This is a genomic window from Companilactobacillus alimentarius DSM 20249 (genome assembly GCF_002849895.1).
Lineage (GTDB): Bacteria > Bacillota > Bacilli > Lactobacillales > Lactobacillaceae > Companilactobacillus > Companilactobacillus alimentarius.
Genome location: NZ_CP018867.1, coordinates 1,781,972 through 1,807,880, shown reverse-complemented (window position 1 = coordinate 1,807,880; position 25,909 = coordinate 1,781,972). Strand labels below are relative to the sequence as shown.

Annotated in this window: 26 protein-coding genes and 1 pseudogene; 19 read left to right on the top strand and 8 right to left on the bottom strand. The window is 35.9% G+C overall.

Features of this window, described 5'->3' with window-relative positions; genetic code table 11:
• Positions 1–11: 11 nt before the first annotated feature.
• Entirely contained in the window at positions 12–359 is a 348-nt protein-coding gene (locus LA20249_RS08610; protein WP_057738074.1) for a hypothetical protein, read from the bottom strand.
• A 117-nt stretch (positions 360–476) separates the two neighbouring features.
• Here LA20249_RS08610 and LA20249_RS08605 point away from each other — a divergent pair, with 117 nt between their 5' ends.
• Entirely contained in the window at positions 477–677 is a 201-nt protein-coding gene (locus tag LA20249_RS08605; RefSeq protein ID WP_057738076.1) for a hypothetical protein, read from the top strand.
• Between the two features lie 84 nt (positions 678–761).
• Here LA20249_RS08605 and LA20249_RS08600 read toward each other — a convergent pair whose 3' ends face one another.
• Together LA20249_RS08600 and LA20249_RS08595 are read right to left on the bottom strand one after the other, a co-directional pair.
• Complete coding sequence (locus LA20249_RS08600) at positions 762–1,433, bottom strand: flavodoxin (protein WP_057738078.1); 672 nt, start codon at positions 1,431–1,433, stop codon at positions 762–764.
• A 19-nt stretch (positions 1,434–1,452) separates the two neighbouring features.
• Positions 1,453–2,757, bottom strand: coding sequence for an FAD-binding oxidoreductase (locus tag LA20249_RS08595; protein ID WP_057738080.1), 1,305 nt, complete (start codon positions 2,755–2,757; stop codon positions 1,453–1,455).
• A 398-nt stretch (positions 2,758–3,155) separates the two neighbouring features.
• On the opposite strand from LA20249_RS08595, the gene hflX reads away from it, so the two are divergent.
• The 11 genes and pseudogenes from hflX (at position 3,156) to LA20249_RS12090 (ending at position 16,382) form a co-directional block, all read left to right on the top strand.
• The gene (hflX, locus tag LA20249_RS08590; RefSeq protein WP_057738082.1) at positions 3,156–4,448 is read left to right on the top strand and encodes a GTPase HflX; all 1,293 of its coding nucleotides are present in this window, start codon (positions 3,156–3,158) and stop codon (positions 4,446–4,448) included.
• A 140-nt stretch (positions 4,449–4,588) separates the two neighbouring features.
• Positions 4,589–6,223 (top strand): peptide ABC transporter substrate-binding protein, encoded by a 1,635-nt coding sequence (locus LA20249_RS08585; protein ID WP_057738084.1) that lies wholly within the window; start codon positions 4,589–4,591, stop codon positions 6,221–6,223.
• Between the two features lie 22 nt (positions 6,224–6,245).
• A complete protein-coding gene (gene opp3b, locus LA20249_RS08580) occupies positions 6,246–7,178 on the top strand; it encodes an oligopeptide ABC transporter permease (protein WP_057738086.1) in 933 nt (310 codons plus the stop codon).
• The gene (locus LA20249_RS08575) at positions 7,178–8,203 is read left to right on the top strand and encodes an ABC transporter permease (RefSeq protein WP_057738088.1); all 1,026 of its coding nucleotides are present in this window, start codon (positions 7,178–7,180) and stop codon (positions 8,201–8,203) included. Before opp3b ends, LA20249_RS08575 begins: the two co-directional genes overlap by 1 nt.
• Before the next feature lie 16 nt (positions 8,204–8,219).
• Positions 8,220–9,266 (top strand): ABC transporter ATP-binding protein, encoded by a 1,047-nt coding sequence (locus tag LA20249_RS08570; protein WP_057738090.1) that lies wholly within the window; start codon positions 8,220–8,222, stop codon positions 9,264–9,266.
• Positions 9,266–10,198, top strand: coding sequence for an ABC transporter ATP-binding protein (locus LA20249_RS08565; RefSeq protein ID WP_057738092.1), 933 nt, complete (start codon positions 9,266–9,268; stop codon positions 10,196–10,198). Before LA20249_RS08570 ends, LA20249_RS08565 begins: the two co-directional genes overlap by 1 nt.
• 418 nt (positions 10,199–10,616) lie before the next feature.
• Positions 10,617–12,560, top strand: a complete 1,944-nt coding sequence (locus LA20249_RS08560; protein WP_057738094.1) for an elongation factor G — start codon at positions 10,617–10,619, stop codon at positions 12,558–12,560.
• 629 nt (positions 12,561–13,189) lie between these two features.
• Complete coding sequence (locus tag LA20249_RS08555; RefSeq protein ID WP_057738096.1) at positions 13,190–13,702, top strand: DUF1440 domain-containing protein; 513 nt, start codon at positions 13,190–13,192, stop codon at positions 13,700–13,702.
• Positions 13,703–13,710: 8 nt separating this feature from the next.
• Positions 13,711–15,024: a glycoside-pentoside-hexuronide (GPH):cation symporter gene (locus tag LA20249_RS08550; RefSeq protein ID WP_057738098.1), complete on the top strand. Its 1,314-nt coding sequence runs from the start codon at positions 13,711–13,713 to the stop codon at positions 15,022–15,024.
• A 12-nt stretch (positions 15,025–15,036) separates the two neighbouring features.
• A pseudogene (locus tag LA20249_RS12095) lies at positions 15,037–15,782 on the top strand (AAA family ATPase); the annotation flags it as partial.
• A 54-nt stretch (positions 15,783–15,836) separates the two neighbouring features.
• Positions 15,837–16,382, top strand: a complete 546-nt coding sequence (locus LA20249_RS12090) for an AAA family ATPase (protein ID WP_371861859.1) — start codon at positions 15,837–15,839, stop codon at positions 16,380–16,382.
• 60 nt (positions 16,383–16,442) lie between these two features.
• Here the strand turns inward: LA20249_RS12090 and LA20249_RS08540 are convergent, their stop codons facing one another.
• The 3 genes from LA20249_RS08540 to LA20249_RS08530 form a co-directional block, all read right to left on the bottom strand.
• A complete protein-coding gene (locus LA20249_RS08540) occupies positions 16,443–17,090 on the bottom strand; it encodes a ribose-5-phosphate isomerase A (protein WP_057738100.1) in 648 nt (215 codons plus the stop codon).
• Between the two features lie 101 nt (positions 17,091–17,191).
• Entirely contained in the window at positions 17,192–17,932 is a 741-nt protein-coding gene (locus tag LA20249_RS08535) for a C40 family peptidase (protein ID WP_057738102.1), read from the bottom strand.
• Positions 17,933–18,144: 212 nt separating this feature from the next.
• Entirely contained in the window at positions 18,145–18,702 is a 558-nt protein-coding gene (locus tag LA20249_RS08530; RefSeq protein WP_057738105.1) for a guanylate kinase, read from the bottom strand.
• Between the two features lie 85 nt (positions 18,703–18,787).
• Here LA20249_RS08530 and LA20249_RS08525 point away from each other — a divergent pair, with 85 nt between their 5' ends.
• Positions 18,788–18,994 (top strand): hypothetical protein, encoded by a 207-nt coding sequence (locus tag LA20249_RS08525; protein ID WP_057738107.1) that lies wholly within the window; start codon positions 18,788–18,790, stop codon positions 18,992–18,994.
• Between the two features lie 58 nt (positions 18,995–19,052).
• On the opposite strand, the gene LA20249_RS08520 is transcribed toward LA20249_RS08525, so the two are convergent.
• A complete protein-coding gene (locus tag LA20249_RS08520) occupies positions 19,053–19,679 on the bottom strand; it encodes an LVIS_2131 family protein (RefSeq protein WP_057738109.1) in 627 nt (208 codons plus the stop codon).
• Between the two features lie 277 nt (positions 19,680–19,956).
• On the opposite strand from LA20249_RS08520, the gene nrdH reads away from it, so the two are divergent.
• From nrdH to LA20249_RS08490, 6 genes are all read left to right on the top strand, one after another.
• A complete protein-coding gene (nrdH, locus tag LA20249_RS08515; protein WP_057738111.1) occupies positions 19,957–20,187 on the top strand; it encodes a glutaredoxin-like protein NrdH in 231 nt (76 codons plus the stop codon).
• 5 nt (positions 20,188–20,192) lie between these two features.
• Entirely contained in the window at positions 20,193–20,567 is a 375-nt protein-coding gene (gene nrdI / locus LA20249_RS08510) for a class Ib ribonucleoside-diphosphate reductase assembly flavoprotein NrdI (protein ID WP_057738113.1), read from the top strand.
• The gene (nrdE, locus tag LA20249_RS08505) at positions 20,554–22,719 is read left to right on the top strand and encodes a class 1b ribonucleoside-diphosphate reductase subunit alpha (protein ID WP_057738115.1); all 2,166 of its coding nucleotides are present in this window, start codon (positions 20,554–20,556) and stop codon (positions 22,717–22,719) included. The genes nrdI and nrdE overlap by 14 nt, the downstream gene beginning before the upstream one ends.
• 15 nt (positions 22,720–22,734) lie before the next feature.
• On the top strand, positions 22,735–23,760 hold the full coding sequence (nrdF, locus tag LA20249_RS08500; protein WP_057738117.1) for a class 1b ribonucleoside-diphosphate reductase subunit beta: 1,026 nt from the start codon (positions 22,735–22,737) through the stop codon (positions 23,758–23,760).
• Positions 23,761–23,837: 77 nt separating this feature from the next.
• The gene (locus LA20249_RS08495) at positions 23,838–24,371 is read left to right on the top strand and encodes a helix-turn-helix domain-containing protein (RefSeq protein WP_101836851.1); all 534 of its coding nucleotides are present in this window, start codon (positions 23,838–23,840) and stop codon (positions 24,369–24,371) included.
• Entirely contained in the window at positions 24,323–25,267 is a 945-nt protein-coding gene (locus LA20249_RS08490) for an IS3 family transposase (protein WP_307724104.1), read from the top strand. Before LA20249_RS08495 ends, LA20249_RS08490 begins: the two co-directional genes overlap by 49 nt.
• An 80-nt stretch (positions 25,268–25,347) precedes the next feature.
• Here the strand turns inward: LA20249_RS08490 and LA20249_RS08485 are convergent, their stop codons facing one another.
• Positions 25,348–25,791, bottom strand: a complete 444-nt coding sequence (locus LA20249_RS08485; protein ID WP_057738150.1) for a MarR family winged helix-turn-helix transcriptional regulator — start codon at positions 25,789–25,791, stop codon at positions 25,348–25,350.
• Positions 25,792–25,909: the final 118 nt, after the last annotated feature.

Below are 25,909 nucleotides of genomic sequence, written 5' to 3'. Positions count from 1 at the left end.
TACTTTACTACCTAAAAGAAAGCATCTTTGTTTTTGCCTAAAAGATCAATAATCGAATAAGCATTAGCAAAGCTTGTTGTTTTCTTTGATAACTCAGAAATCTCCGTCCACAACTTATCTGAACGATAATTAAGAACTAGATTCTCATTATCTTTGGCATGATTAACTTTATCGACCATTTTCTTAAATTCTTTATTAAAAACTGATCCTCGATACTGTCTTTCAACAAAATCCTGGACGGTTCTCTTAATATAATGTTCCATTTCCTGATTGATAGCAGATTCATTGATCTGCTTAGAAAACGAGTTACTGAACTCAACCAGTAAGGAAATTAACAATTTCTGTTTAGAATGTTCCATTTGTTCTTTTCACCTACCAATTTATATAACTTATTTAACGAAATAGATACAAAATTTACCTTAATCTGATGGTGTATAATCTCTAGTATAACTTATTTAGACATCTGGAGATAATTAATGAACAAACAATTTTATAAAACTATGAATTTTTGGTATGGGGTAATCCTTTTAGTCGTAGGATTCATTTTTATCGATCACTCAATCAAATCAACTTGGGCCTTAATAGACGCCATTTTTATTATTTCAGCGATTGTTTTCTTTCTTCTAAGCCTATTCCATAAACCAAAAGCCAAGAAAAAATCAGATTTACATTTATAATTCTATATACATAAAAAACCGATATGGTTTAGTTTTGAACAGAATATCTTCTGTCTCACTACCATATCGGCTTTTTTGATAAAATTAATAGCCTAATTTATTGAGCCACTTATCGACTGTGCCTTTCGAATTTTTAGCTTCAGTACCTTCAACCCCTAGACCCTTACGAACCTTGGCCTTAGGATACTGTTTTTCTAGTTGTTCCTGTGTATTCCCTAAACCAGAACCCATGTGAGTGGTAAAAGGAATAACTGTTTTGCCATTCAAATCCGTAGCGTCAAGAAATGTCCGCACGATCATTGGATATTCGCCCCACCAAACAGGAGCTCCTACAAAGACCGTGTCGTACTTACTAACATCTGGCAATGATCCCTTTATTTTTGGTCGAGCATTATTTTCTTGTTCTTTTTGAGCTTGGTCAGCTGTGGCCTGATAACCCTTTGGATAAGATTTAGCTGCTTTTATTTCGTATTCATCTGCACCAGTGTGTTGTTGAATATAATCAGCAATAACCTTTGTGTTTCCAACTTTCAGTGGACCTCCAGAAACTCCCTCTTTTCTAGAGAAATAGACTACCAAAGTCTTCCCATTACCATTGCTTTTCGTGGTCTTGCTTCTTGTAACCTGCTGACTTGACTGTCTGCCAACTGTTGAAGAATTACTTCTCGTTTGGCGATTATTGTATAAGTTATAACCGACGACTGCGACTAAAATTACTACGATGGCACTGATAAAAGCAATTATTCTCTTGCGCATATTAAAACCCTCTTCTCATTTACATTGTCAAACGTTCATCTGTCAAATGACTGCGACTAACACCCAGACTATGCAATATTTTTTCAGTTTCTAAAACTCCTCTAGCTGGTCCTACAATTATGAACCGGCCTCTTTTGATCTCAGTTTGTGTTAATAAATTTTGATAATCATCTAATTTAAACCGATGTAAGTGCTTTTCAAATTTTAACTTTGACGCCTGAATATTCAATGAAGCTAGCTGTTCATCAAATATATCCGTCTCTTCTTCGTGCAAACTCCACATTAAATGGGTTGCACGAATTTTAGAATAAGCTCTGGTAATATCTACTAAGGGTGCTAATCCAGTCCCCATTCCGATTAAGACTAGAGGGGTCTTATCTGAATCTCCACTAATAATTTTATCGAACCTACCAAAGGGACCTTCTAAATTAACCCTGTCTCCCTCACTGACCCTACTTAACGATTTCGTAAAGTCACCACTCGTTTGAATTGTGAAAGTGATCTCTCTTTTAGACTTACTTTTTTGAATATCCGTTACAGAAAATGGATGTGATTCTTTGGAGACACCTGCTACTTTAGGAAAACTCAAAAAGTAAAAATCTCCCGGTAAAACTTTCGCAGAATCAGGACCTAATTGAATATGTAACTGACGAACATGATCGCTCACCTGGCTATTGCATAAAACCTGTCCACTTCTTTTCTCAGAACTAGGCGAAACAAATTTATACCAAGCATACGTTCCTAAACTGACCACTGTATAAATATCAAAAACAACAACAAACGCCGTAATACTACTAATTCGGGGAATGACTTGAACATGTAGCCAAATCAACCCAATCATTACAAAATTTAGACGATGGATCCAAATAGAAAGTTGATATTTAAAGAAGAACTGTAATTTATTCTTCAATTTCTGAGCTATTGGAAATCGATCCACCAACCAACCTGATAGAAAAAAAGAAGCATATAACACTCCAAATATCGCCAAATACCAAGCAATGTGACCAGTATTTCGAATTATCGCATGCATCGAAAAAGATAACTGAACATGTATCGTAGCCACCACTAAAGCCAAGACCCCGACCATCCCGTGGATAAAATACATTGCTGGTAAACCGATTAAGCGATCAAGCCATCTGGGACGCGTTGATAAAAAAACGATTCCCAACCACCAAGTGTAGGCAATCACACCTGCATCATAGATTGCTAAACGACTTGGTGAATCAACCAAAGCTGAATTCAAAATTATTATCAGTGGTAATGGCAATAGAACTAAGATAGCTATCCAAACTAGATACAACGATAATGGATGTTTTTTTAACATACTTTGTCCCTCCTCTAAAATTAATAAGTTACTTTAATTTGTTTTTTATAGTAATGCTTAAAGTCCACTTTAGGGCAAGTATTATTACAAATTTTTTCATTATTTTAACAAATTATGAAATCAGCATTCACTTTACCTAAACTTTTTGAACCATTTTATTGTTTTATTCAACCACATAAAAATAATTATCCTATTTTACAATCATTTCTAATTCAAATATTGATTAAGTACTCGTCTTCTACCTATTATATAGCGTGAAATGAACTTCCATGTTATTATTTAAACAGCTTAGCGAAAGGATGGTATTACTATCATGCGCTTAAAAACAAATATCATTTCACACAAATAATAAAAAGGCATTATTATCCCTGGGGTAAATAGTGCCACCAGGAGGATTTATGACTGAATCTAAATTAACATTTGAAAAAACACGCGTCATCGTTGCCGGGGTTAGCCACTTACAACCTGATTTCGAATACACGATGCAAGAACTCGCCTCATTAGTCGAGGCCAACAATATGGAAGTTGCTGATACGATTACACAAAAATCGGACACTGTCAGTGGAGCCACTTACTTTGGTTCTGGTAAGGTTACTGAGATCAAAGAGATCGCCAATGCTGACGATGTTAACATTATCGTTTTAAATGACGAATTGACACCTTCCCAAATCAGAAACTTGGAAAAAGAAACTAAATTGAGTTTCATGGATCGAACAGAACTGATCCTCCAAGTTTTTTCCAATCGAGCTCAAACGAAACAAGCTAAACTCCAAGTTGAAATTGCTAAACTTCAATATCAATTACCAAGGATTCATCCCTCTGGTAATCCATTGGATCAACAGTCTGCTTCCGGTGGTTTAGCCAACCGTGGTGCTGGTGAATCGAAGTTGGAACTGGATCGTCGAGTTATCCGCAAACGGATCACAGCCCTTAGAAACGAACTAAAAACCGTCGACAAAACCGTTGATGTTCAAAGTCGTCGTCGAACTAACACGACTTTACCTCTAGTCTCTTTAGTTGGTTATACCAACGCTGGTAAATCGACAACTATGAACGGCTTATTGAATTTTAATAAGGAAGACTCAGAAGATCGGAAAGTCTTTGAAAAAAATATGCTCTTCGCCACACTAGATACCAGTGTTCGAAGAATTGACTTAGAAGATAATTCAAGCTTTCTTCTCTCCGATACAGTTGGATTCGTTAGCAAATTGCCCCATAATCTAGTTGAGTCCTTCAAGACAACCTTGAAAGAAGCTCAAGACGCTGATATTTTGATTCAAGTAATTGATGTCAGTGACGAGCATTGGCAAAATATGTTGGAAGTTACTGAACAAACTCTAAAAGAAATTGGTGTCGTTGATAAACCAATGATTTATGCTTTCAACAAAGCTGATCTCAAAAAGGGTCAACAATTTCCAACCATCGAAGGCGACAATATTTATTACTCAGCTCTCGATAAGAAGTCAATTGCCCTCTTAGTCCAGTTGATCAAACAAAAGATTTTTGCCGATTATAAACAAACCGAACTTCTAATTCCTTACAGCGATCAAAAAATTACTGAAGAAATTTTAAGAAATTCTCAAATCGTCAAAAAAGAATTTACCAACGACGGTTCTTTAATTACCGCCAATCTTAGCCCCAAAGAATTAGAAAAATTTAATAAATATATCGAAACAGAGTCATCTTTTTAAAAGATGGCTCTATTTTTTTTTGCATTTTCGTACAGAATGTATTATTATTTTATCAACATTAGAATTTTTCTAATTAAGGGCAATCCGTTTTAATGTTCATTAGGGCATTCTAAGAAAAATTATTTTAGGGAGGTTAAACAATGAAATCTAAGAAGTATTTACTTGCATTGTTACCGATATTTCTAATCGCTTTAGTTTTAAGTGGCTGTGGTTCTGCTACTGAAAAAGACAGTAAAGATACACTTGCAATTAACTCCGGCGACGTTATTGCAACTATGGATTCATCTATGAACACTGATGTCATTGGTGCTCAACATTTAACAAACACGATGGAGGGTCTATACAGATATGATGGTAAAGACCTCAAACCAGCTATCGCTAAAAAAGTTGTTAAGCCAACTAACAACGGTAAAACTTATACTTTTGATCTAAGACATACTGAATGGTCAAATGGTAAGCCTGTAACTGCTAATGATTTCGTCTACGCTTGGAGAAGAACCGTTGATCCTAAGACAGCTTCTCAATACGCCTACATTTATACTGGTATCAAGAATGCCGACAAAATCAACGCTGGTAAAAAGCCTGTAAATACTTTAGGTATTAAAGCCCTTGGTAAGTACAAGTTTCAAGTAACTTTGGAAAACGCAATTCCTTATTTCAATACCTTAATGGCTAGTTCAACTTTCTATCCTCAATACAAACCTTCAGTTGAAAAAGCTGGCAAACAATATGGTTTGAATAGTAAAGGTATGGTCTTCAATGGACCTTTCAAACTTACTAACTGGAATGTTTCTAAGAACAGTTGGACTGAGGTTAAAAATAATAACTATTGGAATGCCAAAGCCGTAAAATTAAAGAAATTAAAATATTACGTTGTTAAGGATGCCAATACCGGCTTAAACCTTTACGATGCTAACAGAATCAACCGTTATGAAAAACTTGGTGGAGATACAGCTCGTCAAGTATCCACCTACAAGACTTTCTCAATGGATAAACAAACTGGTAACTTCTATCTAGAACTTAACCAAAAGAAATACAAGTTCTTTAGAAATGAAAAGATCAGAAGAGCTATCTCAATGTCGATCAACCGTGAACAATTGACTAATAATGTTCTTGGTAAAACTGGTGGTATCGAGCATACGATTGTTCCAGTAGGAATGTCATATAATCCTTCAACTAAGGTCGACTTTACCAAAGAAAAGATGCTTAAATCTTCAGACAAGTACACTGAATACAATCCTAAAGAAGCTAAGAAGCTTTGGAAAGAGGGTATCAAAGAAACTGGTCAAAAGAATCTAAGCTTTACACTTCTTGGTGATGATACTGATAATTCAAAGAAACAAAATGAATACCTTCAAGGACAAATGGAAAAGAATTTGCCTGGTATCAAGATCACTTTATCAAACGTTCCATTTAAGTCACGTCTAGATAAATCTTCATCTGGTAACTTCGATATTGTTGTTACTGGTTGGAATGCCGATTTCCCAGATCCTGTTACCTTCTTAGATATCTTCACAACTGGCAACGTTCAAAATAATGGTAAATATTCAAACGCTCAATATGACGCTTTGATTAATAAATCTAAGACAACTGATACCACAAATGAAGATGCCAGATGGCAAGACCTATTACAAGCAACTAAGATTTTGACTGATGATCAAGGAGCTATTCCTTTGTATCAATCATATCAAGCTAACTTAACTAGAAGTAACGTTAAGGGTTACCGCATCACACCAAATGGTAGTTATAATCTAGTTACAGCTTACAAAAAATAATTATGTTGAGGGAGATTAAATAATGACTAAATATATTCTCAAAAGAATTCTTTATTTATTCTTGACCCTTTTCATTATTGCGACGATAACATTCTTCATGATGAAAATGTTGCCTGGTACTCCATTCTCTAATCAGAACCGGATGTCAGCAGATCAATTGAAGATCGTTAAAGCTCAATATGGACTGGATCAATCGGTATTCGTTCAATACATTCGTTATATCGGAGGATTGCTCCAAGGAAACCTTGGTACTTCTTTCCAATTTAACAACGAACCTGTTACTGCCTTAATCGGCCAAAGAATTGCTCCATCAATGCAAATTGGTGCTCAAGCAATGGTCGTCGGTACTATTGGAGGAATCCTCCTTGGTGCTTTGGCTGCTATTCGTAGAAACACATGGGTTGATACACTTGCAACATTTATCTCTATTCTTGGTCTATCAATTCCATCTTTCGTTCTAGCTGTTCTTCTACAGTTCTATCTAGCCTACAAATGGAAGATTTACCCAGTTGCTCTTTGGGACAACTTCCAATCAAGTGTGCTTCCAACATTTGCTCTAGCAGCCTTGCCGCTAGGTACTGTTGCCAGATTCATGAGAACTGAAATGGTTGATGTTTTGAGTAGTGACTATATCGAACTTGCTAAGTCAAAAGGTAATACTAACTGGGGTGTCGTTGCCAAGCATGCCTTGCGTAACTCCTTGATCCCTGTTATTACTATCATCGGACCTATGGCTGTTTCAGTTATGACTGGTTCTATGGTTGTTGAGAATATCTTCTCAATTCCTGGTATCGGTGAACAATTCGTTAAATCAATTACTACTAATGACTACCCAACTATCATGGGACTTACAATCTTCTATTCATTCTTATTAATCATAGTTTACTTGATCGTCGATATCCTTTACGGACTAATCGATCCAAGAATTAGACTAGGAAATGGAGGTAAAGAATAATGGAACAGATTCCTCAAATTCCTAAGGAAAAATTTAAATTAATTCACGACGAAAATAATAAAGAACAAGAAAAGATCGGCACACCTTCACTTACCTACATGCAGGATGTTCGTCGTCGTTTGTTCAAAAATAAAGTGGCTGTCGTTTGTTTGTCACTTCTATCAATCATCGTCGTTATCTCTATCTTTGCCCCAATCATTGCTCCACACGATCCTAACGCTCAACAAGTTACACTTTCCAACTTGCCTCCTAAATTAGGTAATCTCAATATCCCTGGTATGAATGGTTACCAAAACATGGGTGGACATATGGTCGATGCTTATAAACAAGCAGGTGCTTCTAAAAATGACTTTTACATCTTAGGTACTGATTACCTTGGACGTGACTTGTTGTCAAGAATCATCTATGGTACTAGACTTTCATTAGTCGTTGCTGTTTTAGCTACACTAGTTGATCTTCTAATCGGGGTACCTTATGGTATCGTTTCTGGTTGGAAAGGTGGCAGAACTGATACATTCATGCAACGTATCGTTGAAATTGTTTCATCTATCCCTAACTTAATCGTTGTTATCTTAATGATGATCATTCTAAAACCTGGTTTGACATCAATCGTTATTGCGATTGCCATTACTGGTTGGGTCACCATGGCCCGGCTGGTGCGGGCGCAAACCTTCCAATTGAAAGAGCAAGAATATATTTTGGCAGCTAGAACTCTTGGTGAATCTTCAACTAAGATTGCTACTAAACACTTGATTCCTAACCTTTCATCAACAATTATTATTCAAACAATGTTTACAATTCCCAACGCCATCTTCTTTGAAGCCTTCCTAAGTTTCATTGGTATCGGTATTCCGGCACCAAACGCTTCATTAGGTACTCTTCTCTCAGATGGACAAAAGGCCTTTAGGTTCTTACCATATCAAATGTGGGCTCCAGCTATTATCTTGAGTATTATCATGATTGCCACTAACCTTCTTGGTGACGGTTTACGTGATGCCTTTGACCCACAATCATCAGAAAACTAACTAAGGAGAAATCGCAATGGAGAAAATTCTAGAAGTAAAAGACCTGCATGTTGATTTTGACACCTACAATGGTGTCGTTCATGCTATCCGTGGTGTTAATTTCCATTTAAATGCCGGTGAAACCTTAGCTATCGTTGGTGAATCTGGTTCTGGTAAATCCATCACGGTTCGTTCAATACTACAATTATTAGCCAAGAACGGAACAATTTCTAAGGGGGAGGTTCTCTATCACGGAGACGACCTCTTACAAAAAAGCGACAAGGAAATGGACAAGATCCGTGGGAATAAAATCTCAATGATCTTCCAAGATCCTATGACCTCGCTTGACCCTACTATGACAATCGGTAAGCAAGTTGCTGAGCCTTTGTTGATCCACAATAACGTTTCTAAAAAAGACGCTCTAAAGCGTGCTGAGGAAGTTCTACGCTTAGTTGGTATTCCTAACCCTAAAGCTAGAATGAAAGATTACCCTCACCAATTTTCTGGTGGACAAAGACAACGTATCGTCATCGCGATTGCTATCGTTGACTATCCTGAAATTCTAATTGCTGATGAGCCAACTACAGCTTTGGATGTTACCGTTCAAGCTCAAATCATTGATTTATTAAGGGAACTTCAACAAAAAATCGGTACTTCTATCATCTTTATCACCCATGATTTAGGTGTTGTTGCTGGTATTGCTGATCGTGTGGCTGTTATGTATGCTGGACGTTTCGTTGAATATGGTTCAGTCGATGACGTCTTCTACAATCCACAACATCCCTATACTTGGGGGTTGTTGGATTCAATGCCTACTTTGGACACTAGTGAAACTGATCGTTTGAATTCTATTCCTGGTACGCCACCAAACCTTTTGAATCCACCCAAGGGAGATGCCTTTGCTCCTCGTAATGCTTACGCTATGGAAATTGATGAAGAACAACAACCACCATTCTTCAAAGTTTCCAAGCACCATTACGCAGCAACTTGGCTATTACATCCCAATGCACCAAAAGTTACACCACCAGCAGGTATTCTTAACCGCTACGAAAAATTTAAAAAGTTAGGAGGCAATGTGAAATAATGGCAGATGAAAAACAAGTAATCGTATCCGTAAAAAATTTAAAACAATATTTTAACATTGGTAAACCTAACATGGTTAAAGCCGTTGATGATGTCTCCTTCGATATTTATAAAGGTGAAACTTTTGGATTAGTTGGTGAATCCGGTTCTGGTAAGAGTACGACTGGACGTTCAATCATCAGGCTCTACAATCCTACTGATGGTCACATCTATTTCAATGGTCAAGACATCAGTAAAATCAAGAGTCATGGTCCAAAGATGAAAGAATTCCGTCGTGAAATGCAAATGATCTTCCAAGACCCCTATGCTTCTTTGAATCCTAGAATGAAGGTCAAGGATATCATTGCTGAAGGACTTGACGTGCACCACTTAGTCAAAAACGACCAAGAACGTGATCAACGAATTCGTGAATTACTCGACATGGTTAACTTAAATCCAGAACACATGACACGTTACCCTTATGAGTTCTCTGGTGGTCAAAGACAGCGTATCGGGATTGCCCGTGCTCTAGCCGTTGATCCTCAATTCATCATCGCTGATGAACCAATTTCCGCTTTGGATGTTTCTATCCAAGCTCAAGTTGTTAATTTAATGCAAGACATTCAAAAGAAGCAAGGCTTAACTTATCTCTTTATCGCCCATGATCTTTCCATGGTTAAATACATTTCAGACCGTATCGCCGTTATGTATCGCGGTAAAATCGTTGAATTAGCTGCTTCTGATGAGATTTATAATCACCCGTTACATCCTTACACACAGAGTCTTCTTTCCGCTATTCCAGTCCCAGACCCTGAGATTGAAAAGCAAAGAACCAGAATCGACTTTGACCACAAACGTCCTTTCTTGGATGACCAAAGACTTCAGGAAGTATTTCCCGGACACTTCCTTTACTGTAACGATGAACAAGCAGCCAAATTAAAAGCTGGAAAATAATATCTGACAAATCAAATCCTAAAATAAAAGTTGCAAAAGAAAAGAGCTTGCCGATTGGCGAGCTCTTTTTGTCATATTATTTTTCATAATGTTTACTTCTTTCTATTTAAAATTCTATATCTTTGGGGAGGAGATATATTTTATTAAGGGGGATTAAATTTAAAAGGATTATTTATTAAGTTTATTTTTCATTATTTTAAGTAATTAATTTTTTCTCTCTTAGAGATTATCTATACATCCGGTCACCTCTTCTTCATTGACTATGCTTAAATAATAACCAGAATTTATGAATATATAATTAGCAAAGTGCGAAATAAATAATAATTAATTGTGAAGAAAATTCGATGACTCTAAACAATTTCTTTTTTAGTAATAGTAAAATAGTTATTAAGTTCCGTTTGAGAGGAGAAAATATTTTATGAAACATATTGTAGCGGGAATCGTTGCACACGTTGATGCCGGTAAAACAACGCTTTCCGAAGCTCTTTTATACAAAGCCGGACAATTACGAAAACTAGGACGAGTCGACAATGGCAATGCATTCTTAGATTCTGATGACCTGGAAAAGAAGCGTGGCATTACAATTTTCTCTCATCAAGCTAATTTAAAGTATGATAATTTACAATTAACTTTACTTGATACTCCTGGACACGTCGATTTTGCTTCCCAAACCGAACAAGTTCTCAGCGTTTTGGATTACGCTATTTTAGTAGTCTCCGCTACCGATGGTGTTCAAGGCTATACCAGAACTCTTTGGAATCTTTTACAACGATATCAAATACCAACTTTTATTTTTGTAAACAAAATGGATTCAATTGGCGTCGAACAAAAGAAAACACTCGTCAATTTACAAAAGAATTTATCTAAGGGCTGTATTGCCTTTAATGCTCCTAACGATAAACTTTCGGAAGAAACGCTTGAAGAGATAGCTCTTCAAGATGATGATATTCTCAATAATTTCTTGGAGACAGGTTCTATCTCCTCAGATATTATTCAAAATATGATCAAACAACGTCAAGTTTTTCCTTGCTTCTTTGGATCGGCTTTAAAACTTTCTGGAATTGATGAATTTCTAAATGGTTTTGAAAATTGGACTCAAGAAACTAAGTACTCTAATGAATTTGGAGCTAAAGTTTTTAAAATTTCTCATGATGAAAAAGCTGAACGTCTGACTTGGGTCAAAGTTACTGGTGGAACCTTACATAATAAAGCCGTCCTCTTCAACGAGCAAAAGGCCAATCAAGTACGTGTCTACAACGGTGCTAAATTTGAGACTACTCAAGAAGTCCCTGCCGGATTCGTCTGCGCAATTACCGGTTTAGATAAAACTTATCCAGGCTTAGGTTTGGGAAAACAAACTAATTCTCAGCAACCTACTATTCAACCCGTCTTAAATTACACGGTCAATCCTAAAGACAACGACCTTCACACTTGCCTAACTGCCTTGAGACAATTGGAAGATGAAGACCCTCAATTGCACGTTGCTTGGTCCAATCATCTTCAAGAGATCCGTGTTCAAATCATGGGTGAAGTCCAACTGGAAATTTTACAACAAATATTGTTAGACAGATTCGACTTGGATATTAATTTTGATGAAGGCAGTATCCTTTATAAAGAAACGATTACTAAAAAAGTCGAAGGCGTCGGTCATTTTGAGCCACTACGTCACTATGCAGAAGTCCATTTGTTACTAGAACCTAATCCAAATCATGGTTTAAGTCTCGATTCACACTGTAATTTAGATGTGCTCGCTCGCAATTGGCAACACCAAGTCCTCACTAACCTTAAAGCTAAAGAACACTTGGGAGTCTTAATAGGTGCACCGATCACTGATATGAAAATCACTTTGATCAATGGCAAAGCTAATAACGTCCACTCTGTCGGTGGTGATTTTCGAGAAGCTACCTGGCGAGCTGTTAGACAAGGTCTGATGATGTTAAAGAAACAAGATGCCTGTCAATTATTGGAACCTTGGTACCAATTCCGATTAGAAATCACTCAAGATCAAGTTGGTCGAGCCATGAATGACATCCAAAAGATGCACGGTACCTTTAACGATCCTGATGTTCTGACTGACAATACTCAATTGGCAGTTTTGACTGGGTTCGCCCCTGTTTCAGAAATGCAGGGTTATTCCAAGGAAGTTACAGCTTATACTCATGGTCAAGGACACCTTGAGGTCATTGTCGATAAATTCCGTCCTTGTCATAACGAAGAAGAGATTATCATTGATCGTGACTATCATCCCGTTTCCGACTTAGAAAATACTCCTGATTCAGTCTTTTGTGCTCACGGTGCCGGTTATCCAGTTGCTTGGGATCAAGTACCAGACGCTGCTCATTTACCATATACTTATCATTAACGCAAAATAACAGCCAATTCTGGGGAGGAATTGGTTGTTATTTTATTTTTTTAACTTTATATCTTTTAGGGGGGAGATAAAAGTTATATTTATGTTTAAGGGGATTAAACTTTTAAAAAATAGGGTTTTATATATTAAGGGTTTGTTCTATTCGTTAAGTGAGTAATTCAAAAATTTTCTTTCCAATTACAAGCAATTATCCAGTTTCATCAGGTCACTTCTTTCAAAATTTTATTCATTTATATATATCTTTGGGGGGAGATATATTATTTAAGTTAAGGGTTAAATTTATTTAAGGGAATTAATTCTATTCATTTTATTTTCAATAAGTATAATTTCAAGGAAAAGTTATCTGGGAGATTATTTCTTCATCCGGTCACCTCTTTGTTATTTGACTATGCTTAAATAATAACGGGAATTTATGAACATATGGTTTCCAAATTACGAATTAATTAATAAAAATATGTGAAGAAATTATGACTAAAGTACCTTTTCTCATTGACTGTAACGTTAGTAGATAGTTTACAATTACTTTCTGTTACCAATGACAAGACCAATTACCTGAATTAGTATCCACTCTGATTTATACTTACAATTAGGGTTTTAATAATCGAAAAGAGGTATTATTTATGCATTTGAATAAAGCACAAAAAGTAGATTTAAAAGCAGCAATCATTGCTGGTACAGCTGCAGGAGTTATTTCAGGATTCGTCAAATTAGGTTGGGAAAATGTTTTGCCTCCCCGTACTCCAGAACGTGATGCCGTAAATCCTCCACAGACTTTAATGGAACAATTCGGTATTCCTAAGAAGATTACTCGTGGTACTTATACCTATTCGGAACAAAAAATGCCTTGGGCTAGTTTTCTAATGCACTTTGGTTTCTCCACTTCATTTGCTGTTATTTATGAAGTTCTTTCTGAATACAAACCATTTCTCAGAAAAGGTTCCGGCGCTATTTTCGGTCTTGCCATCTGGGTTGCCTTCCATATCGGTATTATGCCAATGATGAAGACTGTTCCAAATCCCAAAGACCAGCCTAGTGAAGAACATATTTCCGAAGCTCTCGGTCACATCGCCTGGATGTGGACAAACGATATCGTCGGTCGTGAGCTTTATCGTCGTCTAACTGCGAAGAAATAAGCCTATCTTTGAATAGATGGAAAACTTCACTAACTGAACGAATCAGTTATGGCTTAAGTGACGCCGCAGATAACTTAGTTTTTCAAATGATGACCACTTATCTATTATTTTTCTATACCGATGTTTTTGGACTAAACGCTAATGAAGTCGCAATTCTTTTTGTTGTCGCCAGAACTGCCGACGTATTTGAAAGTCTGATTATCGGTGTCATGATTGATAACACGCATTCCCGCTGGGGAAAAAGTCGTCCGTTCTTTTTGTGGTACTCATTTCCATACGTCATTTTTGCTGTACTAACCTTCGTTACTCCTAATTTTCTCCCACATTCCGGAAAATTGATTTGGGCTTATGTAACTTATTTAGGTCTAGGATTCTTCTATACAGCAGTTAATTTACCAATTACATCAATCCTACCGACTATGACTAATAATGAGCAGGAAACTACGCTTTTGGGAGTCATCAGACAATTTTTCGGTAGTTCTGTACAAATTATCGTAGCTGTCTTTACAATTCCTTTAGTAAGTTTATTTGGTAAAGGAAATCAACAAAAGGGCTTCTTAGGAACCATAATTCTTTTTGGAATAATCTCTCTAGCTTTGATTCTTAATACCTTCTTCCACGTTCGTGAGCGCTATACGAACAAAGAGATTAGTCATCAACCGCTCAAAGAAGTTTGGAAAATGCTAAAACAAAATAAACCTTGGATAGTTATATCCATCGTCATTTTCTTGTACTGGCTGACCACCGCTATTAAAAATCAGACTACCATTTATTACTTTAAGTACGTTCTTAACGATGAAAATTTGGTTTCCCTTGCCAACAGTTTCACCTTCACCGCTTTAATCGGGGTTGTAGCCATCTACTTTATCTCTGCTAAATTGGGAAAGAAAAACACGATGCTATTAGGCATTGTTACTGCCTTTATCGGTCAAATTATTATTACATTTGGAGCCTATTCAAAAGTTTTGCCAACAATCTTCACTGGTATCTTTATCAACGGTATCGGTGGTGGATTCATCATTGGACTAGTTTCAATCATGATTGCTGATACCATCCGTTATGGTACTTCTATGGGCATTCAAGCTGAGGGCGTCCTTGCTTCAACTGATGATTTCGGCGTCAATTTAGGACTAGGTCTAGGTGGTTTGATTACCGCTGAATCCCTACAGATATCAGGATATGTCTCCAACAAAACTCAAAGCGCTGCCACAATTTCAGCTATTAACTTAAATTATGCTTTGATCCCCTTAGTTCTATACTTAGTCATGTTTCTAATTCTCTTGGCCTATAACGAAAAAGAGATTCAAAAGGCAATTAATTAGAGAGGTTAAAAAATGCAACAAGAGTCACTCTTCGCAAATAATAATAAAGATAATAACAACAATAGTCCTCTAGCCAATCGGGTTCGTCCTTCCACGCTGGAGGGCTTTGTTGGTCAACAACACTTACTTGGTCCAGGTAAAATTTTACGCGAAATCATCGATCAGGATAAAGTTCCCTCATTAATTTTCTGGGGACCTCCCGGGGTTGGTAAAACAACCTTAGCTGAAATTATTGCCAAAAAACTAAAGCCAACTTCATTACTTTTAGTGCTGTTACTAGTGGTATCAACGATATTAAAAAAGTAATGAAAGAAGCTGAGATGAATCGAGAAATGGGACAAAAAACAATCGTCTTCATCGATGAGATCCATCGTTTTAACAAAGCTCAACAAGACGCTTTCTTGCCTTTCGTTGAAAAAGGCAGTATTACATTGATCGGTGCCACGACTGAGAATCCTTCATTTGAGATTAATTCAGCCTTACTATCGAGATGCAAGGTCTTTGTATTAAAGTCATTAACCTCCGATGATTTAGTCGATCTTTTAAAGAAAACTCTCGCTAACGACAAGGCTTTTCCTAAGTTAAAAATTAAAATTGATTCTGATACTTTAAAACTAATTGCCAACTATGCCAATGGTGACGCACGTGTTGCCTTGAATACCTTGGAAATGGCTGTCATTAATTCAACAGTAACTGATAAAACGGCTACGGTAGATTTAGAAGATATTCGTCAATTACTCAATACTAAATCATTGCGTTATGACAAAACTGGCGAGGAACACTACAACATTATTTCAGCTTTACATAAATCAATGCGTAATAGCGACACCGACTCCGCTATCTATTGGGTTACTAGAATGCTCGAAGGTGGCGAGGATCCTCTTTATATTGCTAGAAGATTAGTCCGTTTCGCTAGTGAAGATATTGGTTTAGCTGACACTAATGCTTTAAATGTCGCCATCAATGCCTTTCAAGCCTGCCAATTTCTTGGTATGCCTGAATGCGACGTTCATTTAGTGGAGACTGTTATTTATTTATCTGTCGCTCCCAAATCAAATGCCACTTATAAAGCTGTTTTACGTGCTAAAAAAGACGTTAAAAAGTATGGCAATTTGCCGATTCCCTTACAGATTCGAAACGCGCCTACCAAGTTGATGAAAAATCTCGGATATGGTAAAGATTACAAACTAGCACACGACTATGCTGACAAACTTACCACAATGAAAACTGTCCCTAAAGAAGTAGAGAATAGTATTTATTACCGCCCTACTGAACAGGGTAAAGAGAAGTTTTTCAAGCAACGTCTAGACTACATTGCCAAGTGGCACCAAGAATATTACAAGAATTCTGATAATTAATCTATTTCACTAAAAAAAGCCGATATGATTGACCATATCGACTTTTTTAGTACGTCAATGCTATTTTTGCAAATGAATCACATCATCATCTGTAGCCAAAAATGCATCCGTCACAATTTCAAAATAAGATGTTCCTAATACACCTGTCATTTTTGTTAATTTATCATTTATTTCAGCGATATTTTGCCAGTTATCAAAATAACAGTCTACTAAACTATTGCCATTTACGGTTCTAACCATTCCAGCTATGTCACTGGATTGGCGAATTTTAATTTGACCATTTAGTTTTTCTACTTCATTGACTACTTGTGGTATCGCCAAATCTAAAACTTCTAAGCACAATGGTATTTTTGCATCTAATTCTTCAGTTTGACGAGATTCTGGAGCTAAAATAATATAACGATCAGCTAAATTACCATACAATTTTTCCAAAGTATGAATTCCACCATTACTCTTTAAAACATTCAAATTAGAATCAATACTATCGCAACCATCGAATGCTAAATCAAATTTTTTTACTTGTTCTAATGGTACTACTGGAATATTCAATTCCAAACAAAGTTGACGTGTCATCTCTGAAGGACTTGAAACCTTTATATCCAATCCTTTAACGGCTTTAATCAATCGCCCGACCGTTCTTCCACCACCAAAACTAACGCTCATCTGGGGTTTAATTAGAGACTTAGCTTGCTCAATTAATTTTTCCATATCTCTCCTTTAGGAATCTTTATTTCTTTTTTATTTTATACGGAGATACAAAAAAAGACCACCGAAGAGGGTGATCTTTACGATTAAATTTCAATTTTAAATTATAGAACCTTAACAGCGAATGAAGGCATGAAGTAACCTGAGATTGATGAAATCTTAACTGATTCACCAGGTTGTGGTGCAGCGATATATTGGTTGTTACCTAAGTAGATAGCTACATGGTAAGTTGAACCTTTGCTACCCCAGAATAGAAGGTCTCCAGCTGATGCTTGAGAAACAGATTCTTGTGTACCGGCACTTTCTTGAGCTACAGTGTATCCACCAATACTCTTACCAGTTGCTTGGCTGTAAACGTATGATGTGAAACCTGAACAGTCAAATCCTGCAGGTGTCTTACCACCCCATACATATGGTGTGCCAAGGTACTTCTTAGCAGTATTGATAACATTTTCAGCTGATGAAGCTGTAGTTGTTGTTGAAGAATTTGTAGTTGTAGTATTTGTTGTTGAAGCTGATTCTGTAACAGCAGCAGTTGTTGCTACATCTGCACTACTTAACCATTCGTTTGATCCAACAAGGTACCATGTTGTACCATTGTCATCTTGAACAGCCTTAGCTACACGCCAGCTAGTATTTGAAGCAAGTGCACGACCAGTAATTTTTGAAGCTGATGATGGTGTTCTGAATAATGCTGATTCGTTCTTTGTACGAACGACTGAAGGTGCGTTTTGAATAACTGTATCAGCCTTTGCTGATGATGCATTTGATAGACCCAAACCTGTAACTGCCAAAGCTGCAGCAGCTGTAAATGAAATTAGACTCTTTTTAACGTTTGTATTCAAAATTGAAATCCCCCGTAATTGGTATATTTTTTAATGTTTAAATTTTTTATAATTATTAATTTCTTATCACTCAACGACCACTATACTACTCTCTGAATATTGCAAAACTGTTACAGCAATTGTATAAGAATGTTACACTTTGAACTTCACAAAAAAATAGAGTCTTAATCGTTTTCATAACAACGATTAAGACTCTATTGTGAAAAAACATTTTATTTGATTTTTTCACTTTTCAAGATATTATTAACTTTTTCCTCAGTTTTTTTAATATTATCATTAGTAATTTTATAACATTCATTAACTAATTCACATGGAATTTTTAAATCACGTTGAAATTCTTCGCTGTTTATTCTCGTTGACAACCGGCTCTGATCATCCCCACGCTTTTTGAGTCTTTGTGTTACTTTATCAAAACTAACTTCTAGAAAAATTACGACAGCGTTTTTCCCATATTTCTTCTTATATGAGATAGCACCTTTCGTATCAACCACGATACTTACCGCATCATACTTTTCCCAAGTCTTCTTTAGACTCTCCTCAGATGAACCGTACCAATGACCACTATATTCAACTTTTTCTAAATAATGATTCTTGAAAAAAGACTCTTTTGTCTCAAAATGATAATCAATGCCATCTTTTTCGCCTTCACGTGGTAATCTAGTAGTGTGAGTTATGACACTTGGTATATGATAAGTATCTTTCAAATATTTGCTAATGGTTGTTTTACCTGTCCCGCTGGCACCAGTAATAACGATGATTTTTTTATCCATTATAAAACCCCTATGTTTGAAATATTTCTTCTACTATATTAATATACTAATCTGTTAAGTAATTAAATCCGAGGAGATTTGACATATGAAAATAGAAGACTTAAAAGTTGGTACTGTTTACAACTGCTCCGTTGATGAAGATATGGATTATCCATTCCAAGGTAAAGTTGAAAAGATTTACGAACATTCAGCTTTAATGGAAATTGTTAAGAATGATCCTAAAGATAATGCTAATAAAACTGAACTAAATAACAAAATTGTTGTTAGTATCAAGAAAATCAAAAAAGCATAGTATGAAATTAATGGCATCAGATAATCAAATTGATTATCTGATGCCATTTTTATTCTCTTTATTTAGCTACATTAATAAATGAACGTGCTGGTACTCTTAACACACGGTACTCCATGGCAAAACGATTAGCTTTCAATCCTAATCCATTAATAAAATTATTCTTATATTTAGCTTGAACAGTTATAACGTATGCATTTTGATAACGTGAATCCATTTTTTTAATCTTTTTCATTGGCCAATCCAAATGTAAACCTGATACAGTAAACGGTAATGTCGCATCAGATATAGTTGAGTTTTGACTTGATACAGTATATTTTGTATTGTTCAACCAATACTGATAAACATCTGTCGCTGAACTGGATTCCTTTTTATTGATTCTAACGTAATAGCCTTGACCATCCTCAGTTGTCTGAACAATCATTGGATTATATTTATAAGTGACAGCGACATCATCTTGATTAGTTAAATCAACCTTCGTAAATAAACTAGTATACAATAAGCCACTGACCGCTAATATTACTACAACGATTTCTAATAAATCTGTTAGAATAGTTGTCCAAGTTATTTTTTTCTTCTTTTCTACAAGAATCTTTAAATGACGATTTCTAATATTAAATACTACAAAGATCAACAATGCAATCACGATGATCCATGCAATAATTCCCACAAAATTCCAAGAATTCATAGTTTTCTCCCAACCAAAATTAATTGTCTGAAACACTTTAAATTATACTCAATAACTTTATAATAGTTATTACGCTAATTTTACCACGAATCAGAAATTTTTTTGAAAATCAGATGCGATACGGGTTAATTTATTGGGGCACATAAGTTTGCGCTTTCAATATTCAAGTTTCATAACCACGCTATATCGTGTGTGTATCATTATAACGAACACAATATATTGTGTTTTTTATCGTAAATGATTATACTAATTTAGTAATTGAAGAGAGGTATTCCAAATGAATAATGTAATCGTATATAGTAAAAATAACTGCATGCAATGCAAGATGACTAAAAGATATCTTAAGGAACACAATGTTTCTTTTGAGGAAAGAAATATCAATCAGGACCCACAATATCTTGATGCTTTAAAACAACAAGGCTTTAAGAGCGTACCGGTTGTAATGAACTCTTCTAGCGACCCTATCGTTGGCTTTCGTCCAGACAGCCTTAAAGAATTGGTGGGTTAATTATTATGAAAGAAATAGCTTATTATTCTATCACCGGACAAACTAAACGTTTCGTTAATAAGCTAGGAATAGATGGTTACGAAATAACCGACGCCGATCCTTTTTTTAAAATGGGTCGGCCATTTATTCTTATTGTACCTGCTTATGACGACGATATGATGGATCCTGTCATCGACTTTCTTCAATATGAAGATAATGCCAAGAATTGTGTTGGTGTTGCTGGCGGCGGGAATCGTAATTTCAACACCTTATATAATCACACAGCCAAAGACATTGCTCACGGTCTTGACGTTCCAGTTGTTTTTGAATTTGAATTCAATGGAACTCAAAAAGATGTCGAAAACTTTAAGAAAGCAGTGAATAAAATTGGGATTAAATAACCTTGATGCAACCAAGCTCAGCTACTTTAAATTAAATAACGAAATCAACATCCCCGTGGATGATAAAATTCCTTTAAACAAAGATAAAGAAGCTGTTAAAGCTTTTTTTGCTGAGAACGTAGAACCAAATACTAAAAACTTTGCTTCTTTCAAAGAACGCCTTAACTACCTTGTTAAAAATGATTATATAGAAAAAAACGTTTTAGATGAATATTCATATGATTTCATTGAAGAACTCTATCAAAACCTATTAGATCAACATTTTCAATTCCAATCATTTATGGCCGCTTACAAGTTTTACAACCAATACGCCCTAAAAACAAACGACGGCGACTTCTATCTTGAAAATTATGAGATGAGAATCCTTTTTAATGCCCTTTTATATGCTAATGGTGATCAAAACTTAGCTAAAAATTTGGCCACTGAAATGATTGCCCAACGCTACCAACCCGCTACACCATCGTTTTTGAATGCTGGTAGAAAGCGCCGTGGCGAATATGTTTCTTGTTTCTTATTACAAGTTACTGACGACATGAACAGTATCGGACGAACCATCAATAGTGCTTTGCAACTATCAAGAATCGGTGGCGGTGTCGGTATTACTCTTACTAATTTACGTGAATCTGGCTCACCAATTAAAAATGTCGACAATTCTTCATCTGGAGTTTTACCCGTTATGAAATTATTGGAAGACAGTTTTAGTTACAGTAATCAGCTTGGTCAAAGACAAGGTGCTGGTGCCGTTTATCTTAACGTCTTCCATCCTGATATCATTGAATTCCTTTCAGCTAAAAAAGAAAATGCTGATGAGAAGATCCGTGTAAAGACTCTCTCCTTAGGAGTCATCGTTCCTGATAAATATTACGAATTAGTTCGTAACAATGAAGACATGTATCTTTTCAGTCCTTATTCCGTTGAACGAGTTTACGGCGTACCCTTCTCATACGTTGATATTACAAAAGAGTATGACAATATGGTCAATGACGACCGGATTAAAAAGTACAAGATCGATGCTCGTGAATTAGAAGACGAAATCAGTAAACTTCAACAAGAATCAGGTTATCCTTATGTCTTAAATATCGATACCGTTAACCGTGACAATCCTATTGACGGTAAGATCATTATGAGTAATCTCTGTACCGAAATTCAACAAGTACAAGTCCCTTCAGAGTTAAACGATGCTCAAGAATACGTTAAATTAGGAACAGATGTCAGTTGTAATCTAGGATCGACCAATATTTTGAACATGATGCAAAGCCCTGACTTTGGAAAATCTATTCGATCCATGACTAGGGCCCTAACTTTTGTCAGTGACGCTTCTAATATTAGTTCCGTTCCACCAGTCGCTCATGGTAATCAAATGAGCCATTCAATCGGTTTAGGTGCAATGGGACTGCATACATATTTAGCTTGCCATCATCTCGAATATGGCTCTCCTGAGGCAATTGAATTTATCAATGTTTACTTCATGTTGCTTAATTACTGGACCTTGGTTGAAAGCAACAACATTGCTAAAGAACGTCATGAAACCTTTAGTAATTTTGAAAAATCAAAATATGCTGATGGATCATACTTCGATAAATACGTTCAAAAGAGTTTTGCTCCTAAATCAGATTTAGTTAAAAAGTTATTTAAGGATATTGAAATTCCTGAAATAGCTGATTGGCAAGAATTGAAACAAAAAGTTATGCGTGATGGTCTTTATAACGCCTATCGTATGGCTGTTGCCCCTACTGGATCTATCTCTTATATCAACAACACTAGTGCAAGTTTACAACCCGTTACCCGTTTGGTTGAAGAGAGACAAGAAAAGAAGAATGGTAAGTTATACTTCCCAGCACCTTTCTTAAGTAATGACACTATCAAATATTACAAATCAGCTTACGATACCGATATGAGAAAAGTCATAGATACTTATGCTTCCGCACAAGAGCACATTGATCAAGGAATGAGTTTAACTCTCTTTATGCGTTCTGAGATTCCTGAAGGACTTTATGAATGGAAAGATGAACCTAAACAGACAACTCGTGATTTAAGTATTTTACGTAACTATGCCTATTACAAAGGAATTAAATCACTTTACTACGTTAGAACCTTTACCGAAAACAATGACGAAATTGGCAGTAATGAATGTGAAAGCTGCTCAATCTAGGAGGAAATTTTTATAATGGTCGATACATACTACAAATCAATGAACTGGAATAAGCTGGAAGACCAAATTGATAAGGAAACTTGGGAAAAATTAACTTCTCAATTTTGGCTAGATACTAGAATACCTTTATCAAATGACCTCGATGATTGGCGTACCCTCAGTCCAGCTGAACATACAGTCGTTGGACACGTCTTTGGCGGTTTGACTTTACTTGATACTTTACAATCGCAAGACGGTATTCAAGCTATGCTAAAGGATACTAGAACCCAAGCTGAAACGGCCGTCTTCAACAATATTGAGTTTATGGAGTCAGTTCATGCTAAGAGTTATTCATCTATTTTTAGTACCCTGAACACAGCCGAAGAAATTGATGAAATTTTTGAATGGACTGATCATAATGAATATCTTCAAAAGAAAGCTAAATTCATTAACGATATTTACCAAAATGGAACTCCACTTCAAAAGAAAGTCGCAAGTGTTTTCCTAGAAAGCTTCCTCTTTTATTCCGGTTTCTATACTCCTCTTTACTATCTAGGTAATAACAAGTTAGCTAACGTAGCTGAAATTATTAAATTAATTATTCGCGATGAATCAGTTCACGGAACTTATATCGGTTATAAATTCCAATTAGGTTTCAACGAATTGAGTGATGATAAAAAGTCAGAATTAAAAGATTGGATGTACGATTTACTCTATACTTTGTATGATAACGAAGAAAAATATACTCGTGAACTCTACAAAGAGGTTGGTTGGGTCGATGAAGTTTTGGTCTTCCTTCGTTATAACGCTAATAAAGCTTTGATGAATCTTGGTCAAGAGCCACTATTCCCCGATGGTAATGCTGAAGATGTCAATCCGATCGTTATGAACGGGATTTCAACTGGAACCAGCAATCATGATTTCTTCTCACAAGTAGGTAATGGTTACCTGATGGGAAAAGTTGAAGCCATGAAAGATTCAGACTATGATATCGGACGAACCGGCGACAACAAGACACCCGATGATAGTTCTCTTTTCAATCGCGTTAAGAAACTTAAATAAAATAATATCCATTAAAAAATCTAAAGTGCTTCATAATTGTTAGACAAGAAATCTAACAGTTATGGAGCGCTTTTTATATGGTTAAATACAGTTCAAAATTAAAGGCAGAGGTTGTTGGTGAATACCTCCAAGGTAGAACCAGCATGCAAAGTCTCTCAGAGAAACATAATTTACCTAAACGGCAAGTCAGTTTCTGGATTCAAAAATATCGCTTAAGCGGCGTAGACTCGCTTAAGCGAAAAAAAACTAAACGGAGCTTTTCAGCTGAATTTAAAATTGATGTGATAAACTACTATCAAACTCATGATGAAACTTTAGCTGAAGTATCCGCCAGATTTGATGTTAACAAGTGTCAGATTAGTTCCTGGAGAACGGCATTCAATAAACATGGCATAGAAGCCTTGAAGTCTCATCCGAAAGGCAGAAAATCCAAAGTGAAAAATGATAAAAAGAAATTACGTCATTTAATAAACAAGAATGAATTAGATCAACTTCGCGAGGAACTCGCAAAGAAGAATCAAGAATTATATGACACAAAGTTGGAGAATGATATTTTAAAAAAATCAATGACCCTGTTCGGAACTTCAAAGGACGCAAAAAAACACAAATAGTTGATCAGATCAGGGTAGAACAAGAGTCTCTTCCAAAAGCAGAACGGTATAAGATAGGCGATATTCTTAAGGCCATTGGACTTAAAAAGGCCACTTACCATGATGAGCGTAAACGTATCAAAAATCATGTAGATAAGTACAAAGATATAAAAACTGAAATATTAAAAATTACTGAAAGTGGAAAATGTCGTGGACGCCTAACCTACGGTTATCGTCGCGTACAAGAAGGATTAATTAAACTAGATATTCACATAGCAGATGCCGTAGCTCGTCGCTTGATGAATGAGTTAAATGTTCAAGTAAATCTTTATAATCGTCATAAAAATGGAAAGTATTCCTCATATAAAGGAACTGTTGGAAAGGTCGCACACAACATTTTACATCAACAGTTTAATGAAACTGAGCCCTTTAAAGTCCTGCATACAGATGTCACACAAGTTCGTTTAAGGGATAACGAATGGGCTTATGTTTCCGCAATTACCGACGAGGCAAGCAAAGAAGTTCTAGCGTTCCAAGTAAGTAATAGTCCCAATAGTAAATTAATTATGGATACATTAAATGAATTAACGACAGTTATACCTAAAGGAAGCAACCCAGTGATACATTCAGATCAAGGCTGGCATTATCAACTAAATTATTATACTGATAGGCTTTCTGAAGATGGATTTATACAGAGCATGTCTCGCAAAGGAAATTGTCTCGACAATGCGCCAATCGAAAGTTTCTTTCATCTATTCAAAACAGAATGTCTCAATGGATTTCCACCTTGTAAAGATATGAAAGAATTTAGGAAACTTTCTAAGGAGTACGTCGATTGGTTTAACAATCGACGCATCTCAAGAAAAACAAAAGGCATGACTCCCCGCGAATACAGGGAACATGCCTTATCAGCTTAACAATATTCAATTTTGTCTAACTTTTGTGTTGCACTTTAATCTCTGACTTTTATGAAGTCAGAGATTTTTTAATAGTTATTTTATTTAGAGATATTCTCATATAACTTATTTGACAAATTCTCTAATTGGTTCCATTCAGCTTCTGAAAGTCCGCTCTTTTCAACCAAAATTTCTGGTAGATTATTTGCTTCCTCCCTTTTTGCTACTCCGGCGTCAGTCAAATGAACATTTACAACTCGTTCATCACTTTTACTACGATTTCTTGTTAACAAGCCTTCATTTTCTAACCGTTTTAACAGTGGCGTCAAAGTACCAGAATCAAGAGATAGTAAAGCGCCTAATTTTTTAACCGTCAACTCTTGATGCTCATATAACGCAACTAACACTAAATACTGGGGATAAGTTAATTTACATTCACTCAATCCACCATGATATAACTTTTGAATAGCACGAGATGTGGCATACAAGGAAAAACATAAGTGATCATCTAAAGGAATTGGTTGATTGTCTTTAAAATTTGGCAAAATAATCCCTCCTTTTATTAGTTTATTATTATATTCTATACTTTATTAAAAAAATGTAAACTATTTTATTTTATACAATTTAATTGTCAACAATAAGTATAGTGGAAATTATGATTGC

Coding starts and splice junctions, on each gene's coding strand:
- hflX (WP_057738082.1), top strand. CDS start 3,156: ATGACTGAATCTAAATTAACATTTGAAAAAACACGCGTCATCGTTGCC.
- LA20249_RS08565 (WP_057738092.1), top strand. CDS start 9,266: ATGGCAGATGAAAAACAAGTAATCGTATCCGTAAAAAATTTAAAACAA.
- LA20249_RS08605 (WP_057738076.1), top strand. CDS start 477: ATGAACAAACAATTTTATAAAACTATGAATTTTTGGTATGGGGTAATC.
- LA20249_RS08610 (WP_057738074.1), bottom strand. CDS start 359: ATGGAACATTCTAAACAGAAATTGTTAATTTCCTTACTGGTTGAGTTC.
- LA20249_RS08530 (WP_057738105.1), bottom strand. CDS start 18,702: ATGGATAAAAAAATCATCGTTATTACTGGTGCCAGCGGGACAGGTAAA.
- LA20249_RS08525 (WP_057738107.1), top strand. CDS start 18,788: ATGAAAATAGAAGACTTAAAAGTTGGTACTGTTTACAACTGCTCCGTT.
- nrdF (WP_057738117.1), top strand. CDS start 22,735: ATGGTCGATACATACTACAAATCAATGAACTGGAATAAGCTGGAAGAC.
- LA20249_RS08595 (WP_057738080.1), bottom strand. CDS start 2,757: ATGTTAAAAAAACATCCATTATCGTTGTATCTAGTTTGGATAGCTATC.
- nrdI (WP_057738113.1), top strand. CDS start 20,193: ATGAAAGAAATAGCTTATTATTCTATCACCGGACAAACTAAACGTTTC.
- LA20249_RS08600 (WP_057738078.1), bottom strand. CDS start 1,433: ATGCGCAAGAGAATAATTGCTTTTATCAGTGCCATCGTAGTAATTTTA.
- LA20249_RS12090 (WP_371861859.1), top strand. CDS start 15,837: ATGCGTAATAGCGACACCGACTCCGCTATCTATTGGGTTACTAGAATG.
- LA20249_RS08520 (WP_057738109.1), bottom strand. CDS start 19,679: ATGAATTCTTGGAATTTTGTGGGAATTATTGCATGGATCATCGTGATT.
- LA20249_RS08540 (WP_057738100.1), bottom strand. CDS start 17,090: ATGGAAAAATTAATTGAGCAAGCTAAGTCTCTAATTAAACCCCAGATG.
- LA20249_RS08560 (WP_057738094.1), top strand. CDS start 10,617: ATGAAACATATTGTAGCGGGAATCGTTGCACACGTTGATGCCGGTAAA.
- nrdH (WP_057738111.1), top strand. CDS start 19,957: ATGAATAATGTAATCGTATATAGTAAAAATAACTGCATGCAATGCAAG.
- LA20249_RS08585 (WP_057738084.1), top strand. CDS start 4,589: ATGAAATCTAAGAAGTATTTACTTGCATTGTTACCGATATTTCTAATC.
- LA20249_RS08555 (WP_057738096.1), top strand. CDS start 13,190: ATGCATTTGAATAAAGCACAAAAAGTAGATTTAAAAGCAGCAATCATT.
- LA20249_RS08495 (WP_101836851.1), top strand. CDS start 23,838: ATGGTTAAATACAGTTCAAAATTAAAGGCAGAGGTTGTTGGTGAATAC.
- opp3b (WP_057738086.1), top strand. CDS start 6,246: ATGACTAAATATATTCTCAAAAGAATTCTTTATTTATTCTTGACCCTT.
- LA20249_RS08575 (WP_057738088.1), top strand. CDS start 7,178: ATGGAACAGATTCCTCAAATTCCTAAGGAAAAATTTAAATTAATTCAC.
- LA20249_RS08570 (WP_057738090.1), top strand. CDS start 8,220: ATGGAGAAAATTCTAGAAGTAAAAGACCTGCATGTTGATTTTGACACC.